The organism is Sphingorhabdus rigui (assembly GCF_014196595.1).
Taxonomy (GTDB): Bacteria; Pseudomonadota; Alphaproteobacteria; order Sphingomonadales; family Sphingomonadaceae; genus Sphingorhabdus_B; species Sphingorhabdus_B rigui.
The window spans coordinates 346476-363985 of sequence record NZ_JACIEA010000002.1 but is presented as its reverse complement, the minus strand read 5'-3'; the positions used below and the strand labels follow the sequence as shown (position 1 = coordinate 363985).

General features: G+C 56.9%; 21 protein-coding genes. 10 read left to right on the top strand and 11 right to left on the bottom strand.

Annotation, left to right across the window (positions count from 1 at the left end; all coding sequences use genetic code 11):
* Positions 1–89: 89 nt before the first annotated feature.
* A complete protein-coding gene (locus GGR91_RS09305) occupies positions 90–539 on the top strand; it encodes a DUF1465 family protein (RefSeq protein WP_183941917.1) in 450 nt (149 codons plus the stop codon).
* Here GGR91_RS09305 and GGR91_RS09300 read toward each other — a convergent pair.
* Positions 536–2254 (bottom strand): ABC transporter transmembrane domain-containing protein, encoded by a 1719-nt coding sequence (locus GGR91_RS09300; protein WP_183942062.1) that lies wholly within the window; start codon positions 2252–2254, stop codon positions 536–538. The two genes, GGR91_RS09305 and GGR91_RS09300, sit on opposite strands and share 4 nt — an antisense overlap.
* Positions 2255–2514: 260 nt before the next feature.
* Here GGR91_RS09300 and GGR91_RS09295 point away from each other — a divergent pair, with 260 nt between their 5' ends.
* Together GGR91_RS09295 and GGR91_RS09290 are read left to right on the top strand one after the other, a co-directional pair.
* Entirely contained in the window at positions 2515–3750 is a 1236-nt protein-coding gene (locus GGR91_RS09295; RefSeq protein WP_183941916.1) for a polyhydroxyalkanoate depolymerase, read from the top strand.
* A gap of 24 nt (positions 3751–3774) precedes the next feature.
* Positions 3775–4770 carry a dipeptide epimerase gene (locus GGR91_RS09290; protein ID WP_183941915.1) on the top strand — a complete coding sequence of 332 codons (996 nt, stop codon included), beginning with the start codon at positions 3775–3777 and terminating at the stop codon, positions 4768–4770.
* Between the two features lie 96 nt (positions 4771–4866).
* On the opposite strand, the gene GGR91_RS09285 is transcribed toward GGR91_RS09290, so the two are convergent.
* The 6 genes from GGR91_RS09285 to GGR91_RS09260 all read right to left on the bottom strand — a co-directional run bounded on the left by GGR91_RS09285 (position 4867) and on the right by GGR91_RS09260 (position 8674).
* Positions 4867–5160, bottom strand: coding sequence for a putative quinol monooxygenase (locus GGR91_RS09285; protein WP_183941914.1), 294 nt, complete (start codon positions 5158–5160; stop codon positions 4867–4869).
* Positions 5161–5180: 20 nt separating this feature from the next.
* Positions 5181–6359 carry an acetyl-CoA C-acyltransferase gene (locus GGR91_RS09280; RefSeq protein ID WP_183941913.1) on the bottom strand — a complete coding sequence of 393 codons (1179 nt, stop codon included), beginning with the start codon at positions 6357–6359 and terminating at the stop codon, positions 5181–5183.
* 24 nt (positions 6360–6383) lie between these two features.
* Positions 6384–6842, bottom strand: a complete 459-nt coding sequence (locus GGR91_RS09275; RefSeq protein WP_183941912.1) for a MaoC family dehydratase — start codon at positions 6840–6842, stop codon at positions 6384–6386.
* A 116-nt stretch (positions 6843–6958) separates the two neighbouring features.
* Positions 6959–8119, bottom strand: a complete 1161-nt coding sequence (locus tag GGR91_RS09270) for a mechanosensitive ion channel family protein (protein ID WP_183941911.1) — start codon at positions 8117–8119, stop codon at positions 6959–6961.
* Positions 8120–8168: 49 nt separating this feature from the next.
* The gene (locus GGR91_RS09265) at positions 8169–8471 is read right to left on the bottom strand and encodes a hypothetical protein (protein ID WP_183941910.1); all 303 of its coding nucleotides are present in this window, start codon (positions 8469–8471) and stop codon (positions 8169–8171) included.
* Entirely contained in the window at positions 8468–8674 is a 207-nt protein-coding gene (locus GGR91_RS09260) for a hypothetical protein (protein ID WP_183941909.1), read from the bottom strand. The genes GGR91_RS09265 and GGR91_RS09260 overlap by 4 nt, the downstream gene beginning before the upstream one ends.
* A 117-nt stretch (positions 8675–8791) precedes the next feature.
* Between GGR91_RS09260 and GGR91_RS09255 the strand changes: the two genes are divergently transcribed.
* Positions 8792–9433, top strand: coding sequence for a S24 family peptidase (locus GGR91_RS09255; protein ID WP_183941908.1), 642 nt, complete (start codon positions 8792–8794; stop codon positions 9431–9433).
* Between the two features lie 40 nt (positions 9434–9473).
* Entirely contained in the window at positions 9474–10160 is a 687-nt protein-coding gene (locus GGR91_RS09250; RefSeq protein ID WP_183941907.1) for an MBL fold metallo-hydrolase, read from the top strand.
* 1 nt (position 10161) lies between these two features.
* On the opposite strand, the gene GGR91_RS09245 is transcribed toward GGR91_RS09250, so the two are convergent.
* Positions 10162–10560, bottom strand: a complete 399-nt coding sequence (locus GGR91_RS09245) for an MAPEG family protein (RefSeq protein WP_183941906.1) — start codon at positions 10558–10560, stop codon at positions 10162–10164.
* A 197-nt stretch (positions 10561–10757) separates the two neighbouring features.
* On the opposite strand from GGR91_RS09245, the gene rpmF reads away from it, so the two are divergent.
* The 5 genes from rpmF (at position 10758) to GGR91_RS09220 (ending at position 13692) form a co-directional block, all read left to right on the top strand.
* Positions 10758–10934: a 50S ribosomal protein L32 gene (gene rpmF / locus GGR91_RS09240; protein ID WP_183941905.1), complete on the top strand. Its 177-nt coding sequence runs from the start codon at positions 10758–10760 to the stop codon at positions 10932–10934.
* Positions 10935–10957: 23 nt separating this feature from the next.
* Entirely contained in the window at positions 10958–11983 is a 1026-nt protein-coding gene (gene plsX, locus GGR91_RS09235; protein ID WP_183941904.1) for a phosphate acyltransferase PlsX, read from the top strand.
* Positions 11980–12948 carry a beta-ketoacyl-ACP synthase III gene (locus GGR91_RS09230; protein WP_183941903.1) on the top strand — a complete coding sequence of 323 codons (969 nt, stop codon included), beginning with the start codon at positions 11980–11982 and terminating at the stop codon, positions 12946–12948. Before plsX ends, GGR91_RS09230 begins: the two co-directional genes overlap by 4 nt.
* A gap of 87 nt (positions 12949–13035) precedes the next feature.
* Positions 13036–13326 (top strand): integration host factor subunit alpha, encoded by a 291-nt coding sequence (locus tag GGR91_RS09225; RefSeq protein ID WP_183941902.1) that lies wholly within the window; start codon positions 13036–13038, stop codon positions 13324–13326.
* Between the two features lie 6 nt (positions 13327–13332).
* Entirely contained in the window at positions 13333–13692 is a 360-nt protein-coding gene (locus GGR91_RS09220; RefSeq protein ID WP_183941901.1) for a MerR family transcriptional regulator, read from the top strand.
* A 2-nt stretch (positions 13693–13694) separates the two neighbouring features.
* Here the strand turns inward: GGR91_RS09220 and GGR91_RS09215 are convergent, their stop codons facing one another.
* Genes GGR91_RS09215 through GGR91_RS09205 form a run of 3 tightly spaced genes read right to left on the bottom strand, consistent with a single transcriptional unit; the run spans position 13695 to position 17490 of the window.
* Complete coding sequence (locus GGR91_RS09215; protein WP_183941900.1) at positions 13695–14216, bottom strand: GNAT family N-acetyltransferase; 522 nt, start codon at positions 14214–14216, stop codon at positions 13695–13697.
* Positions 14213–14758: a SixA phosphatase family protein gene (locus GGR91_RS09210; RefSeq protein WP_183941899.1), complete on the bottom strand. Its 546-nt coding sequence runs from the start codon at positions 14756–14758 to the stop codon at positions 14213–14215. The genes GGR91_RS09215 and GGR91_RS09210 overlap by 4 nt, the downstream gene beginning before the upstream one ends.
* Positions 14755–17490, bottom strand: coding sequence for an ATP-dependent DNA helicase (locus tag GGR91_RS09205; RefSeq protein WP_183941898.1), 2736 nt, complete (start codon positions 17488–17490; stop codon positions 14755–14757). The genes GGR91_RS09210 and GGR91_RS09205 overlap by 4 nt, the downstream gene beginning before the upstream one ends.
* Between the last annotated feature and the right edge of the window lie 20 nt (positions 17491–17510).

The following is a 17510-nucleotide window of genomic DNA, read 5'->3' as shown; positions in this document are numbered from 1 at the left end:
GATTGTTTCATACCGGCACACTCGCAATATGTTGCCGCGATGGGATTGTTTGCACTAACATCGGGGCATAGGCCGTGCCATAAAGGCGCATGCGCAACGCACAACTCGAACTGACTCCGTTATTAGTGGATTCTCTGTACACAGAAGCGATGCTGCTCGCCGATGAAGCGCGCGCCTGTTTTGACCGCAGCTTTGATGCGGGGCATTTGTCTCCGGAGATTTCGGTCGCTTTCTCCTGCGAGTCTCTCAAGGTCACCACACGCCTGATGCATAGCATTGCGTGGTTGTTGAACCAAAAGGCATTGCGGGCTGGCGAAATAACCGAGAGCGAAGCGCGAAACGAAACCAACAATCTGGGCTATGCGCCGGCCAGCGATGGGCCGCTGGTGTTGCAATTCCCACCAGAGACGCAAGCGCTGATCGGCGCGAGCGAAGAATTATATGTCCGGCTTCAACGGCTCAGCGAAAAAATGCGCGCCCCTGTTCCGCAGGCGTCGGAACCACATGCCATGCGCGACCGTTTGCGCGCCTCGTTTTAAGCGTCGAACTGCAGACTGGCCAAACGCGAATATAGGCCGCCAGCCGCGCTGAGTGTCGCGTGGTCGCCCTCTTCAACAATCTGGCCTTGGTCCATCACAATGATGCGGTCTGCGGACCGCACGGTCGCGAGACGGTGGGCAATGACAATTGTCGTGCGATCCTTCATCAGCATGTCGAGCGCGTCCTGAACAAGGCGTTCGCTTTCGGCATCCAGCGCGCTCGTCGCTTCGTCCAATAACAAGATGGGTGCCTGCCGCAGCACGGCGCGCGCGATGGCAATCCGCTGCCGCTGCCCGCCCGAAAGCCTGGCCCCGCCTTCGCCCAAATATGTATCGAGGCCTTGTGGAAGTTCGCGCAGAAAATTGGCTGCATTGGCCTGTTCTGCCGCTGCCCAAATGGCATCGTCATCGGCCAGCCAGTTGCCGTAACGCAGATTGTCGCGGGCCGAAGATGCAAACAGCACCGTCTCTTGCGGAACATAGGCCATGCGTGCCCGCACTTCCGCTGGATCGGCGCTGGTGAGTGCGACGCCGTCGATACGGATGGCACCTGTTTCTGGATCATAGAACCGCTGTGCAAGCTGAAACAGCGTCGATTTTCCGGCACCTGACGGGCCGACAACAGCAACCGTCTCGCCCGGGCTCACTTTCAGGTTGAAATTGCTGAGCGCCGACACTTCTGGGCGTGTGGGGTAGCGAAAACTAACATTCTGAAACTCCAGCTGTCCGCGCGGTGGCACCGGCAACGCTATAGGCTTAGCGGGCGGAGCGATGTTTGGTTCTGCGGCAAGAAGTTCGGCGAGCCGTCCCGACGCACCTGCGCCACGCACCAGATCGCCATAGACTTCGGTAAGCGCACCAAACGCGCCCGCCACTAAGCCTCCGGTAAGCACAAAGGCTGCAATCGTGCCGCCGGTCAACCGGCCTTCGACGACGTCAATTGCGCCCTTCCACATCAGCAATGTGATCGCGCTGAAAATGAGGGCCATGACGATGGCGGTCATAAATGCACGTAGGCGAATACGCTTCTTGGCGGTGCTAAAGGTAGCTTCGACGCTGCCGCTAAACCGTTCGCCTTCGCGAAGCTCTTGTCCAAAAGCTTGAACGATCCGCATGGCACCAAGCGTTTCCGAAACCATTGCGCCAACATCGGCAATCCGGTCCTGACTTGCCCGAGACGCAGACTGCAATTTTCGGCCAATCAGCACGATGGGCAGAACGATGACGGGAATGGCAATCAAAAGGCCGATGGCCAACTGTGGTGCAAGGGTGAACAAATATACGACGCCGCCAATACCCATCACGATGTTCCGAAGCGCGACCGACACCGTTGTGCCGACAACCTGTTCGATAACGGCTGTATCGCTTGTCATCCGACTGGCGATTTCCGCTGGACGGTTATGTTCGAAAAAGGCGGGGCTTTGGCGCAACAGGTTGCGGTTCACAGCGAGCCGGATATCAGCAACCGTGCGCTCCCCGAGCCAGGACACAAAGTAAAAGCGAAACGCAGTGGCAACGGCCATCACGGCGACGATTATCAGAAGATATTCGAACCAGCGCGCAATATTGGAAGAGTCACCGCCGGCGGCAAATCCGCGATCGATAACTAAGCGGAACCCTGCAGGTATGGCAAGCGTGGCAAGCGCAGCGACGGTGAGCGCCAGCAAAGCAAACATAATTTGCTTTGGATAGGCCGAGGCATGTTGCCAGACCATACGCAGATTCCCGAGTTTTTTGGCATTCGCTGGTTTGGCGGTGTCTGCCGTTTCAGCTGCAACGGAAGTGACGTTAGCGTTTGGCAAATCTGCGGATGTTTCATTCATGCTATGCCGCGTAGCAGTGCGCCGCGACACTCACAATTGCAGACAGGAAAACGGCTTCACTTTTTTATGGTGCAATGCACAATAAACGCTTATGGATTCCACGAGAATGCCCTATTTTTCGGGGCAGAAAGACGGAAATCTAAGGATTGCAGATGCTTTATACCGGTTATGATATGCAACGGAGCTGGTTAGCAGGTGCGGGAAAAATTGCACAGGCGCAGGCAGATGTGCTCAAGAATTTCACCGGGCCATTTAGTGTGGGCGGTCTTGCCCCCATCGCCGCGTCGGCATTGGATGTTTTTGCGCATTCGGTTTTGCCGCGCGGAAAGCCTGCATTTGGATTGGATAATGTTACTGTCGATGGCAAGACGTTGCCGGTTCAAGAAGAGAATCTGGCGCGCAAGCCCTTTGGCCAGCTGAAGCGGTTCGTCTATGAAGGCAGCAGCACGAAACCACGGTTGCTTATTTGCGCGCCGATGTCCGGCCATTTCGCGACGCTGTTGCGCGGCACGGTCGAACGCATGATCCCAACGCATGATGTTTACATCACCGATTGGAAAGATGCGCGCGATGTGCCGTTGACGGGCGGCGGTTTCGATCTGGAAACTTATATCGATTATCTCATCGAATGGCTTGAATTCATCGGACCCGATGCCGGCGGACGCGGTGCCCATATGTTGGCGGTATGTCAGCCCTCTGTCCCTGCTTATGCCGCTGCTGCAGTGATGAGCGCCAAGGACCATCCGTTGCGGCCACGCACCTTGACGATGATGGGCGGTCCAATCGACACCCGCGAAGCGCCGACCGCGGTCAACGACCACGCCACACGCCGCCCGCATGAATGGTTCGTACAAAATGTCATTGCGACCGTCCCGCCTTATTATAAAGGGTCGGGGCGTCGGGTATATCCCGGTTTTCTGCAGCTTTCGGGCTTTATGTCGATGAATATGGGCAACCATATGATGAGCCACTGGTCGATGTTCTCCGACCTCGTCAAAGGCGACGGCGAAAGCGCGGATCGGCACAAAGAATTTTATGACGAATATCGCTCCGTCTGCGACATGACGGCGGAATTCTATCTGCAGACCGTAGACACCGTATTTCAGCGTCATTTGTTGCCTAAGGGCGAATTCAACTATCGCGGTAAGCTCGTTGATCCCGGTGCAATTACGGACATCGGTCTGCTGGCGATTGAAGGTGAACGCGACGACATCAGCGGCCTTGGGCAAACCAAGGCGGCGCTCAACATTGCGACCGCTTTGCCTGATGCGCTCAAAAAATATCATATGGCGCCAGAAGTTGGCCATTATGGCATCTTCAACGGCAGCAAATGGCGCGAAAAAATTGCACCTGTCGTGGAAGACTGGATTGTCAGCCACAATGGCTAGAGCCATTCGTGCCATGTCGCGCTTATGACATTGCACATCACTGCCACTGTTGAACGCTGGCCCGTCGATGGGCAGTTTATCATCGCGCGCGGTGCAAAGGAATATGTCGACCTGTTGGTGGTCGCAGTCAGCGATGGCCAGCATATTGGCTATGGCGAGGGAACCGCCATTTATTATTGCGGGGAAACCGTCGAAAAATGCCTGGCGCAGGTCGAGCATGTCCTCCCGCTGCTATGCGATAAAACCCCGCGTGATGCGCGAGACATAATCCAGTCCGCACTTTCGGCTGGTGCCGCCCGCAACGCGCTCGATTGTGCGTTATGGGACTTGGACGCCAAGCAAGCGGGCGTACCGCTGTCGGAACTTTTGGGCATGAAATCGCCTCCTGCGCCGCTGCGAACAGCATTCACCATATCATTGGGCGCGCCAGAGACGATGCAGGCCGATGCCCGAGCCGCGGCGCAAAATGGATATAGCCTGCTAAAGCTGAAGATAAATGGCGAAGCGGACCGAGACCGCGTCGCCGCTGTCCGTTCGGGCGCGCCAAAAGCGGATATCATTGTCGATGCCAATGAAAGCTGGGGCGCGATTGATATAGTGGCCGAGGCAGAGGCGCTAAAAAATCTGGGCGTAGCGCTCATCGAACAACCGCTTCCGGCCGGGAATGATGCGGCGCTGGGCGGCATCAGCGCGCCGCTGCCCATTTTTGCCGATGAAAGCTGCCACACCGCGCAGGACGTTGCGCGGCTGGTGGGGCTATATCAGGGTGTGAACATCAAATTGGATAAAGCGGGCGGCCTAACCGAGGGCGTAGCGCTTTTGGCGGCCGCAAAGGACGCTGGCTTGCAAAGCATGGTTGGGTGCATGTTGTCGACCAGCCTTGGCATTCGGCCCGCCTTTGTGTTGGCGCAGAGCGTGCAATGGGCCGACCTGGACGGGCCTGCATTGCTGTCAGGCGACCGTCCGGATGGGTTTATATTCTCGAATGGATTTATTAACGAGGCACAGCCAGACCAATAGCCGGACGTACGCGACTATGTTCTTGTAATCCCGCGTCGGTGCTAAACCTATCAGCGCCCGTTCCGGCACTGTGAGACTTAGTGCCGGGCGGTACTCTTATAGCGCGTCGAGATACTCGATATCGGGCGCACCCGCGAGGCAGGGCGCTAGCTTTGGACCAGCGGCCTTAAAATAGTCGCTGGCACCATGTGCGGTGAGCGCGTCTTGATCGACATATTGCTCGAGCACTTTGTAGACCTGTGGGTTCGACCGTGACCGGGTCAACGTATAAAATACGTTCCCCGGTTCATTGGCCCGAACGGCAGCCGCAAGCTCTGCAAACACCGCCTCAAAGGCTTCGTTTTTGCCGTCGGCGACGGTTAAAGTTGCGATGACACCAATAGCTGACATGCGGCTGCTCCGTTTCGTTTTTAGAAGATTTCAAAAAGGCCGGCTGCGCCCATGCCGCCGCCAACGCACATCGTAACGACGCCATATTTCGCACCGCGACGCTTGCCTTCGATCAACGCATGGCCGGTGCAACGTGCGCCCGTCATACCATATGGGTGACCGATTGAGATCGAACCGCCATTGACGTTTAGCAACTCGTTTGGAATGCCAAGCTTGTCGCGGCAGTACAGAACTTGCACAGCAAATGCTTCGTTCAATTCCCAGATGCCGATGTCGTCCATCTTCAGGCCAAAGCGCTGCAGCAATTTTGGAATTGCGAACACGGGGCCAATGCCCATTTCGTCTGGCTCTGTGCCTGCAACGGCCATGCCGACATAACGGCCAAGCGGGTTCAGGCCCTTTTTCTCGGCAACCTTGGCTTCCATCAAGATGGACGCCGAAGAACCGTCGGACAATTGGCTGGCGTTACCGGCCGTGATGGTCATGTCTGGACCAAGCACCGGCTGAAGCGATTGCAAACCTGCGAGCTGCGTATCGGCGCGATTGCCTTCGTCCTTGGCAATGGTCACTTCTTTCTGGCTGACTTCGCCCGTTTCCTTGTTCACGACATTCATCATCGTGGTCACGGGGACGATTTCAGCATCGAAGTAACCGGCTGCCTGAGCAGCTGCGGTGCGCTGCTGTGATTGCAGGGCATATTCGTCCATCGCATCGCGGCTGATGTTGTAGCGCTTGGCCACGACTTCAGCGGTTTGAAGCATCGGCATGTAAATCGAATTGTGCATGGCAACCAATGCAGGGTCGGCTTGAACGCGCATTTCCTTGGTTTGCACCAATGAGATCGAGTCCTGACCACCGGCTGCCATCACATCGACGTTGTCGACGATGATTTGCTTGGCTGCAGTTGCGATGGACATCAGGCCTGACGAACATTGGCGATCCATGGTCATGCCAGAAACAGAAATCGGCAGGCCAGCGCGCAACGCAACCTGACGTGCAAGATTGCCGCCCTGTGTGCCTTGCTGCAGTGCGGAGCCCCAAAGGACGTCATCAATTTCGCCGCCTTCAATGCCGGCACGCTCCACAGCGGCCTTCAACGAATAGCTGCCGAGCGTTGGCCCGAGCGTTGCGTTAAATCCGCCGCGATAGGCTTTGCCGATGGCGGTACGGGCGGTTGATACGATTACTGCGTCACGCATGGTAATGGTTCCTTGAATTAAAAATTATACGAAAAACTGGCTGATCCATTCAGCCTGAAGTGCTGGTTTGTCTTCACCCTCAATCTCGACAGTGAACTCAAGCGTCTGCTGCCATTGGCCAGGGCGCTTTTCAACGAGTTCCAGAAGCTTGAAATGTCCGCGCACCCGCTTGCCCGAACGGACAGGGGCCAGAAAACGCGTTTTGTTGCCACCATAATTGACGCCCATTTTGACGCCTTCGATCTTGGGACAATCGGACTTCGCGCTGAGTACGGGAAAGAGCGACAGGGTCAGAAATCCATGCGCAATGGTGCCACCGAACGGTGTCATCTTGGCCATTTCTTCATTGATATGAATGAACTGGTGGTCACCGGTTGCATCTGCAAATTTGTTGATCATGTCCTGATCAACCAAAATCCATTCAGAAGTGCCGATTTTTTCGCCGACCTTCGTCGCGAATTCCGCCGGGGTAATAGTGGTCATGGGTGTTTCTCCTGCAAACTATTTGGCCGCACCGTGCCGGTTTCGAACGTTCAATACAAGCCCCGGCGATTTGCCGTTACGGCAAGCTTGCGCCCCAGCAACCCAGTATCCGCGAATCAGGCTTTAGGCGCTGGAGCAGGCGGCGCATAGGGCATGACCATATGGCCATCGGGGGCTGCGGTGAATGTCGTTTGTGTGGGATAGGCAAAGGAAATGCCTTCACGGGCAAACCGGTCGATGATCGCAATGCCGATGTCATGCCGCGCCCGAAACATAACCTCCACGTCGTCACTTTCGATATCGAAAACGAGATGGAAATCGAGCGAGCTTGCGGCAAAGTTATTGAACCCTGCGCGGATAAATTGCGCGCCGTTTTCCTGGACGACTTCACGCAAAATTTCCGGGATCCGCTTCGCAAGGGCGGGCCGGGTTTGGTACACAAGTGTCAGGACGAAGGTGACCCGGCGATAGAGCGTCAGCGTGTTGTTCGTGATTTCCTTTTCAAGCAATTTGCTGTTGGAGATTATCTTCTCTTCGCCCGTCAGCGCGCGCAGCCTTGTGCTTTTCATGCCGATGACTTCGACCCGGGCGACGGTGTTGTCATAAGACACCGTGTCGCCGCGGCGGAATGGCTTATCAAAAATGATGGATATGGCAGCGAACAGGTCAGAGAAAATCCCTTGGGCGGCAAGGCCAATGGCAATGCCGCCAACACCTAAACCAGCAACAAGGCCAGTGACGTTGACGCCGAGATTGTCGAGAATGACGATTGCTGCGACGGCAAACAAAGCAAAGCTGACGAGCAGCCGGATTAAGACCATCGCGCTTTGAAGCGTCTCATGTTCGTGCAGCCCTTCGCCGGCGCGCCGCTCAATCATGCCCAATATGATTTCACGCAGCCATATTGCCACCTGCGTAACGATCGCGATGGTGAATAAGATATCGATGGCATGGGTAAGCGCCGCCGGCGCATTTGCAATCTGGTTCACCAGTTCAATCGACACCATGACCCGGAAGAACTTGCTCGTGCGCGCCAATGTGCGGGCGACGATTGATTTCACATGGGCGCGATGTTCGCTTTCACGCGCAATTTTGGACGCAATGCGTTTAAGCCAGCTGAGCGCGACGAAAACGATAATGGCCGTGCCAACGGCTACGCTCAGTTCAAAGACATTGCCTTGCACCCATGTCACTGTTGCGTCCCAATAATATTGGAAACTTGGAATGACCGCGTCTGGTTGAATGCGCTGTATCACGGGTGCTGATTTTGCTGTCATATTGTATGTGTAAGGCCGAATGCGCCGCTTAACAACCTTTTGGCATGCGCTAATCCTCCAGTAAGAGCGCGTCGATTATCAGGCGGTATTGGCCGTCGAATATCGCGGTCTCGGTTATGGCGATGTCTGCCACCAGTTGGCTCGGTAACGAAAATTCATGATCTTCTAACAGCTGTGCGACGGCCGAACGCTGTTCTGCGGCGGTTACGGGCAATGCAACGGACAGACATATTTGGGCGCCGCTAAATGTAAGGCTGTGCCAGGGCCGCTCGTGCAATATCGCGATGCGTGCTTGGGGCAGTAGCGCTTGCAGCGCACGAACAAGGCTGCGGGACTTTATCTGGCGCGTCATTGTCGATGTCTCGCTTGTGCGTCGGGCCTCTCGCCATAGCTGCACATGAATGCGCGCAGTTTTTCCTCCATTTCGGGTCGGATTTCACGACCCATTCTGATGTCGAGCACGAGTCGCGGATCGCGCGCTGCCAAGCGCCCGAACTTGGTGGGAGGTAGGCCCTGATCACGCAGAAACCGTTCAATCAGGCGTTTAATGTGCATAATGTCTCCTCCATGTTCGACCCGGATTTGCTTGCCCGAATCAGCTAGAACAAATATAGAACAAACCTGATAGGATAAATCCTACAAGTCTAGGATATTTCCAACCGAAGCGGAGGGATGACGATGGAGGAAGAACCAAGAGCTGCTCTGGAACGGCTCATTTCGGAAAGCGGCGAAGATTTTGCCGGATTGTCAAAGCTGGTGGGTCGCAACCCGGCTTATATCCAGCAGTTTATCAAACGCGGAACGCCCAAAAAGTTGCCCGAAACCGAGCGCGGCATATTGGCCCGATATTTTGGTGTTGATGAGGTTTTGTTGGGCAAATCCGCAGACACTGAGGTGACGTCTGGAATTCGTCTCATTCCGAAGCTCGCTGTCGGTGCTTCTGCAGGTGCCGGCGCTATCCACGATGGGGAGGCGCTTGCCGGCAAGATAGGCTTTGATGAAAAATGGCTGCGCAGGATGGGGCTTGATCCAGCCAAGCTCTCTCTCATCCGCGTGGACGGCGAATCGATGTCACCCACGCTGAACCATGGTGACGATATCATGGTCGACAACCGCGCGGCGGCCCAAGCGGTGCGTGATGGCATCCATGTTATCCGGCTGGACGATATGTTGATGGTCAAACGTCTGGCGCAAGGGCCGCGGGGGCGACTGTCGGTACTTTCCGACAACCCCAATTATCCGGACTGGCCAGATGTTGACGGCGCAACTGTTACCGTCATCGGCCGCGTGGTTTGGGCAGGGCGTCGTCTCTGAAGGCTTGCCTCACGCGCATCAGTCCGCCACATAGTGCCGCATGTCGAACGTCACATCTGCTGCACCCAAAGCACCGCCCCTAAAAGCCGCCATCATTCCGGTGACGCCGCTTCAGCAAAATTGTACGCTGTTTTGGTGTACCGAAACGAACAAGGCGGCACTGGTCGACCCAGGTGGTGACCTGGATAAGTTGAAAGCCGCGGTGGCGCAGACGGGGGTTGAGCTTGAAAAGCTATTGGTAACGCACGGCCATCTTGACCACTGCGGCCAGACTGGCATGCTCGCAAAAGAATTAGGCCTGCCGATTGAGGGGCCGCACGAAGATGACCGCTTCTGGATTGCAAAGCTCGACGATGACGGCGCACGCTGGGGTATGGAAGCGCACACGTTCGAACCAGATCGCTGGCTGGTGGATGGCGACACGGTCACCGTGGGTAACCTGACACTCGATGTTATTCATTGCCCCGGACATACGCCAGGGCACGTGATTTTTCATCACGCGCCCAGTCGTCTTGCAATCGTCGGTGACGTCTTGTTTCAGGGCTCTATCGGCCGCACCGATTTTCCACGCGGGAACCACGCGGACCTCATCAATGCGATTACGACAAAGCTATGGCCGTTGGGGGATGATGTTACCTTCATCCCCGGTCACGGACCAACCAGCCAGTTCGGTTATGAGCGACAGCATAATGCATTTGTCGCCGATGACGTTCTGGCTGCCCGGTGAGTTAAAGCACCGCGGTGTAAACGCGGGCGAGAGCCCATCCAGCGAGCCCGAGCAGCGTCAGCATGGAGGTCAGCGTGCCGACCATGCGTCCTTTGCCCAATGCGCCGCCGTCCATGCCCAGACCATGCGCAAGCCGACCAACGATATACACGATGCCCAGGCCCCATAGCCAGTTGTTCGTGCCGCCTGTTGCCTCAAGTGCGGCAATCAAGACCAAGACAAATGGCGCGCTCTCGACGAAATTGGCATGCGCGCGCATCCGCCGGATAACAAATTCGCTGCCGCCATCGCCGATCGAAACACTTTCTTTGGTCCGTGCTTGCCCACAGCGTATCATGAGCCAAATGTTCACCAAAGCGGCGCCTGCAGCGATGGTAAGGGTTACGGGTAAACTCAACATATATTCTCTCCCTGTTCGTTTGGGGAGCTTATCTGCTATCTCACGGGTTGCAAAGCCCGGAAAAAGAAGTATAGCGCGCGGCTCACACAGACATGTGCGGTTGACTTAGGCTGATTCTGGCGATTGCTTGCCACGACCACCTCTTTCGCCTAGCATGACCTAGAACTTATTGATTTTGAAATGGAACAGGTGCCGAGATGGCTGTCCCCAAAAGAAAAACATCCCCTTCAAAGCGCGGCATGCGTCGTAGCCATGATTCGCTGACTGTTGCAGCATATCAAGAATGCCCAAATTGCGGCGAACTGAAGCGTCCGCATCACCTGTGTGATGCGTGTGGCCATTATAATGGCCGCGAAGTGGTTGCAGTCGCCTGATCCTTCCTAAAGGAGAATAATAGGTGTCCACGAAACCGCGTATCGCCATAGACGCGATGGGCGGTGACGAGGGCGTACCTGTTATGATTGCAGGTGCGGCGTTGGCGCGGCACCGGCACGAAAGTTTCAACTTTCTTTTGGTCGGCGATGAAGTCCGCATCAAAGCGGCGCTTGATAAGCATCCCAATCTGCGCGCTGCCTCCGAAATCCTGCACACCGACGATGTCGTAACAGCGGATGACAAGGTCAGCGCAGCTTTGCGCAAGGCCAAGACCAGCTCCATGGGCATGGCGATAAACGCCGTGAAAACCGGAGAAGCCAGCGCTGCTGTCAGCGCAGGCAATACCGGCGCGCTCATGGCCACCGCAAAGCTCGCCTTACGGACCATGCCCGGCATCGACCGGCCAGCGCTTTCTGCGCTTTTACCGACGCTGGAAGACACCGACGTGGTGATGCTCGATCTGGGCGCAAACACCGAGTGCGAAGCGAAAAACCTGGTTCAGTTCGCCATCATGGGCGCGGCCTATTCCCGCATCATTTTCGGTTTTGACCGCCCGCGGGTGCGGCTTTTGAACATTGGCACAGAAGAAATGAAAGGCACCGATCAGCTACGCGATGCGGCCTTGCATCTGCGCAATGCGACGGGCCTGCACATGGATTTTCAGGGATTTGTCGAGGCAGACAAAATCAACCGCGGCGAATGCGACGTTGTCGTTTGCGATGGGTTCACGGGAAATATCGCGCTGAAGTCCATCGAGGGTACTGCCCGTTTCGTGACCGATCTGCTGCGCCGCGCGTTTACAAGCTCATTGCGGTCAAAATTCGGCTTTCTGGTCTCGCGCCCGGCGACTGAGCTGCTGCGCCATCACCTTGACCCCAATAACCACAATGGCGCCGTCTTCATGGGGCTGAACGGTGTCGTGGTAAAAAGTCACGGCAGTGCGAACGTTAAGGGCGTAGCCAACGCAGTCGAAGTCGCCGCGCGGCTCGTGGAAGAAGATATTACGGCGCGCATCACCCAAGATCTGGCGCGGGTGCAAGCGGAATGACGGCTGTGACCCTTCATGCCGTCATCAAAGGCACAGGGTCCGCGCTTCCACGCAATCGCGTATCGAACGCCGAACTTGCTACGAAAGTCGACACAACCGACGAATGGATTACCGAACGCACCGGTATCAAATTTCGCCATATCGCTGAACCCGATGAAACGACGTCCAGCCTTGCGATAGAGGCGTCGCGCAACGCGCTTGAGGCAGCGAATATGGCCGCGTCCGACATTGATCTGATCATTTTGGCGACCGCCACTCCCGACCAGACATTCCCTGCATCGGCCACCATCGTCCAGCACGCGCTTGGCTGCAATGGCGGCGTGGCCTTTGATGTCGCTGCAGTGTGTTCCGGGTTCCTGTACGCATTTTCCGTGGCGGAAAGCATGATCCGCGCAGGATCGGCGCGTAACGCACTGGTGATCGGCGCAGAAACCTTCAGCCGCATCTTGGACTGGGAAGACCGCACAACCTGTGTGCTGTTTGGGGATGGTGCCGGCGCAGTCGTGTTGTCAGGCGAAGTCGGAACCCGGGGTGCCTTGGCCACCAAGCTGCATGCCGACGGCCAACATAATGAATTATTATATGTCGACGGCGGTCCATCGACGACGGGAACGGTTGGCAAGTTGCGCATGAAGGGCCGCGAAGTGTTTCGCCACGCGGTCACCAACCTGACGAGCGTACTTCATGAAGTTCTTGCGGAAGCAGAACTCACCGCTGCCGATGTCGATTGGGTGGTGCCGCATCAGGCGAATGCGCGGATTATTGAAGCGACGGCCAAGAAACTTGGGCTCGACGCCGATAAAGTTGTTCTGACGGTCGACCAGCATGCAAACACCTCGGCAGCCTCTGTTCCGCTTGCCCTTGATGTCGCCGTGCGGGACGGCCGGATTAAAGCCGGGGATGTCATTGTGATCGAAGCAATGGGCGGTGGTTTTACGTGGGGCGCTTCTGTCGTTCGCATGTAGGCGATTTCCAGCGATCGCAGTTTTACAATTGAAAATTCTGCTGTATATTGTCGGCATTAAGGGTGATCGTTCATCCGGAGACCGTAAATGGCAGACACAGGAACTTTAACGCGCGCTGATTTGGCGGAAATTCTCAATCGTCAAATCGGTTTGTCGCGCGCCGACGCCGCGGCGATGATTGAGTCTATTCTTGATCATATGACGACGGCTGTGCTTGATGGCGAAAATGTAAAAATATCCGGTTTTGGCACCTTTGTTCTGCGTGACAAAGGCCAGCGTATAGGGCGAAACCCCAAAACGGGTGTGGAAGTGCCCATAACGCCGCGTCGGGTCCTGACATTTCGGGCCAGCCAAGGCATGCGTCAAAAGGTCAAATAACCCATCATGGTTGAAAAATCGGCGGACGCATTTCGAACCATTGGTGAAATGGCGCAGGTTTTGGGCGTTCGGACGCATATTTTGCGTTATTGGGAAGAGCAATTCCCAATGCTGAAACCACTGACCCGCGCTGGCGGACGCCGTCTATATCGGCCGGATGACGTGGCCTTGCTGCACACTATCCACCGGTTGCTCTATAGCGAAGGATATACGGTTAAAGGCGCCAGGCGTTTTTTGGAAACAGGTGACGTTCCTGCCCCAGCGCCGGTTACTGCATCAGCCCCCGTTGCGACTGGCCCACAGTTTGATGTTTCGGCGCTTCGGGCCATTCGGGACAGGCTCGCATCCGCGCTTGCTGCGGCCTAAGTTCAAATAAGCGGCCGCGCGTACACCATATCGCGAAACGGGACGTCCCCGACCATGAACACAGTCTTTCCAATCGCTGTAAAACCGGCGCGCTCATAAAAAGCGACCGCTTTTTCGTTGTTTTCGTACACCGCCAACAGCATGCGTTTCGCACCGCGCTCGGCCGCAATGGCAAAGGCTTGCTCAAGCAATTGTCGGCCATTGCCGCCACCTTGCCACGGTCCAAGCAAATAAATGCGCTTTAACTCGATATCCCCATCCTGTTGCAGGTCCGGGTGCGATGGCGGGGTTATCATCGCGTAGCCGACGGGCGCGCCGAGCGGTGTCTCACCCATCACGATATCGACACCGGGCTGCGCCAAGGCATTGGCATAATATTCCGGGCTGTGTTCGGTACGCAAATGCGCGACAAGTGGTTGGCCGGGATGGTCAAAGGCGAAGGTCGCAAGGAATGTTGCCGATCCAAGAAGCGCCAGCGCATCCGCGTCATGCACGCCTGCTTTACGCCAAATTACGGGAGTCATTCGTCTTCTGGGCCAAGATCGGGATCAAGATCGCGCGGTCGGATGAAATGCGTCAGCTGGCCGCACGAACGCTCAACGTCCGCCCAATGGTCGATGTTCAGTTCCATACGCGCAATGGCGGCGGTGGGATATTTTTCCCAAACAAGGTCGCGCAATGGTGACGTGCCATCATCGGGGCAAAGATCGAAAACCAGATCTTCCATGCCGGGATTATGTCCGACCATCAGCAGGTTCTTATGTTCGTCCGACTGGTCACGCAGCACGTCCATCAACGTGGCCGATGATGCCAAATATATGCGGCGGTCCCAATGCGGGTCCATGCGCCCGCCAGTGCCCTTCACAAACTGGTCAATCGTGTCGATCACGCGCACAGCGGGGCTGGCAACGACATGGTCGAAAACCAGACCGTTGCGCTTCACCCATGTGCCCATAGTAATGGCAGCTTTCTCGCCGCGCTTATTCAACGGGCGGTCAAAGTCCCGCGGCACCGAGTCATCCCAGCTCGATTTTGCATGACGGAATAATGTGAGCGTGAACGTCAAAACGGGTTGCTTTCATCGAGACTGATTTTGACGTCCTGCCGCAATTTTTCATCCGACGAAAGGCCTGTTTTTACAGAAGCGACTGCCTCAGCCAACGTGGCCCTTCGCACGGGCGTTCCCGGCGGAAAAGCGGTCAGCAGCCGGCTGGGCACGGCGGACGAGAGCAGGACAAAATGCCCCTTGTCATCTGCGCTGCGGATCAGGCGTCCAAATGCCTGCGCCATTTTTGCGCGAATGATGCGATCATCAAAATCAATGCCACCATTTTTGAGGCGACGGGCGCGGTGCAATATGTCGGGACGCGGCCACGGTATCTGCTCCATGATGACAAGGCGCAGCGAATGCCCCGGGACATCTACGCCGTCGCGCAAGGCATCTGTGCCGAGCAGGCTGGCGTGCGGATCATCGCGGAAAATGTCGACCAAGGTTCCGGTGTCAATCGGGTCGACATGTTGCGCGTACAGCGGCAGGCCATCACGCGCCAAACGATCGGCAATGCGCGCATAGGTCGACCGTAAACGCCGAATTGCCGTGAACAGGCCAAGGACGCCCCCGCCCGATGCCGAGATCAGCGCGGAATATGCCCCCGCCAGTGCCGCGGCATCGCCCTTTTTGATGTCCGTGACGATCAGGACCTCTGCCTGCGCCGTATAGTCAAAGGGGCTGATCGCAGAGAAATGTGTGGCTGGCTTATCCAAATGCAGCGCGCCTGTGCGGGCTTCAGCATTTTTCCAGTCGCCGCCACTGCGCAAAGTTGCCGATGTGGCCAGAACCCCATGGCTTGGTTTCAGGACGATGTCCGCGACGGGTTTCATCGGGTCAAGCCACCGCCGGTGCATGCCGATGTCCATTTCGCGACCTTCGAACCTGTCAATGGCGAGCCAATCGACAAATTCGGGGTCCACCGGGCCTACCGCGCGCGCCAGCATCGATATCCATGCGCGGACCGTATCAATCCGCCAGCTCAAGCTCGCCATAGCGCCCTCAACCCGGGCTCTGGCGCTGCCATCAAGCCAATCGGGGGGATCGGACACCATCGCCTCAAGCCGCTGCCCCAGCACCGTCAGAGGACGCGCCAGCGCCTCCAGCGCGACGGCTGCGTCCGCGGCGGCATCGACAACCGCGGCGTCGGGATCAGCCAGCTCGGTTTCCAGACCATAGCCGCCTTCGGTGGCGTTGGTTTCGTCGCGGGCAAACACCATCGCGCGCACCGCCGCCAAAAACCGTTCAATGGGTCCCGATGGCGCGCCTTCTGCCAACCGCGCCAGCCAACCATCGCCGGGCAGTGCTTCTGCCGCCATTCGTGCCATCTCGATGGCAAGGCCGCCTTCTTCATCATAAGATGCGACATCGGCAAGGCGCGCCGACAAACCACGGCGCCGACCGCGGGCCTTGCCTTCGGGGCCAATCACCCAGCGGCGCAGCTCGATGGTTTCTTGGCCAGTGAGCGCTGCTGCAAACATCGAGTCTGCAGCATCGAACAAATGATGGCCCTCGTCGAAAATGATGCGGCTTGGGCGGTTGAGTTCATCGCGACCGCGCGCGGCATTGACCATCATCAGCGCATGGTTGGCGATGACTATTTCGGCCTGAACCGATGATCGGGACGCGCGTTCGATGAAGCATTTTTTGTAATGCGGACATCCGGCATAAATACACTCGCCGCGCCGGTCGGTGAGCGCTGTTGACCCGTTGCGCCGGAACAATGTCGGCAACCATCCGGGCAAATCGCCGCCTATCATGTCCCCGTCATTCGAATAAGCGGCCCAGCGCGCCACGAGATGCGCAAGGATCGCCGCACGTCCCGCAAAGCCGCCTTGCAACGCATCTTCAAGGTTCAGCAGGCACAGATAATTTTCGCGTCCCTTGCGGACCACTACTTTGGATTTGAAGGTGTCATAGTCCGGATAAATACGCTGTGCTTCGCGGACCAATTGGCGTTGCAACGCCTTGGTAAAGGTTGAAATCCAAACGGTTCCGTCCGCTGCCGTCGCCCAAAGGCTGGCGGGAGCAAGATAACCAAGCGTCTTGCCAATTCCGGTCCCGGCCTCAGCCAGCAACATATTTGGTTCGCCTTTGCGCGCGCGGGGCGCAAAAATCTCGGCTGCGGCTTGCGCAAAATCGCGCTGCCCCTGCCGTGTTTCGGCGGACCCGCCGACAAGCGATGCCAGCCTTTGCTGCACCGCTTCGGCACCAAGGGTGACAACGCGCGGCGGCGTGCGCGGCGGTGCTTCCTCCCATTCGGGCAGGCGGCTGAACAGCCAGCGTTCGGGCTTTTCCGGCTTTTTCAATCGCGACAAAATCAGGTTGGACCATGGCCAACGCAGCCGCATCAACGCTTGCGCTGCGTCCCAAGCACCCTCCCGCTCTGCCCAGTCCGGCGCATCAAGAACGCCAAGCAAAGTGCGCGCAGCCACAAGCAGAAATTGCGGGACCTCCTGATCCGTCGTCGGCGGCGTAATGCCCAAAGCCTTGGCCATGCCTTTTGGTGTTGGAACCGCAAAACGGGCAGGATAGACGAAGGCGAACAATTCGAGCAGGTCGAGGCCCGATAAATCCGGATAGCCAAGCCGTTGTGCAACCAACGGGGCATTTAGCATGACCATCGGCGTTTCCGCCGCACGGCCAGCCGCTTCGCCTTTCCCGACGGTTGTTACCTGACCATCGGTGGAACCTACCCATATGCCGGCATGGCTTGCATGGAGCGCAGGAAAGGCTAGGGGAGTGTCCATAACATCTGATAGTCGTATTT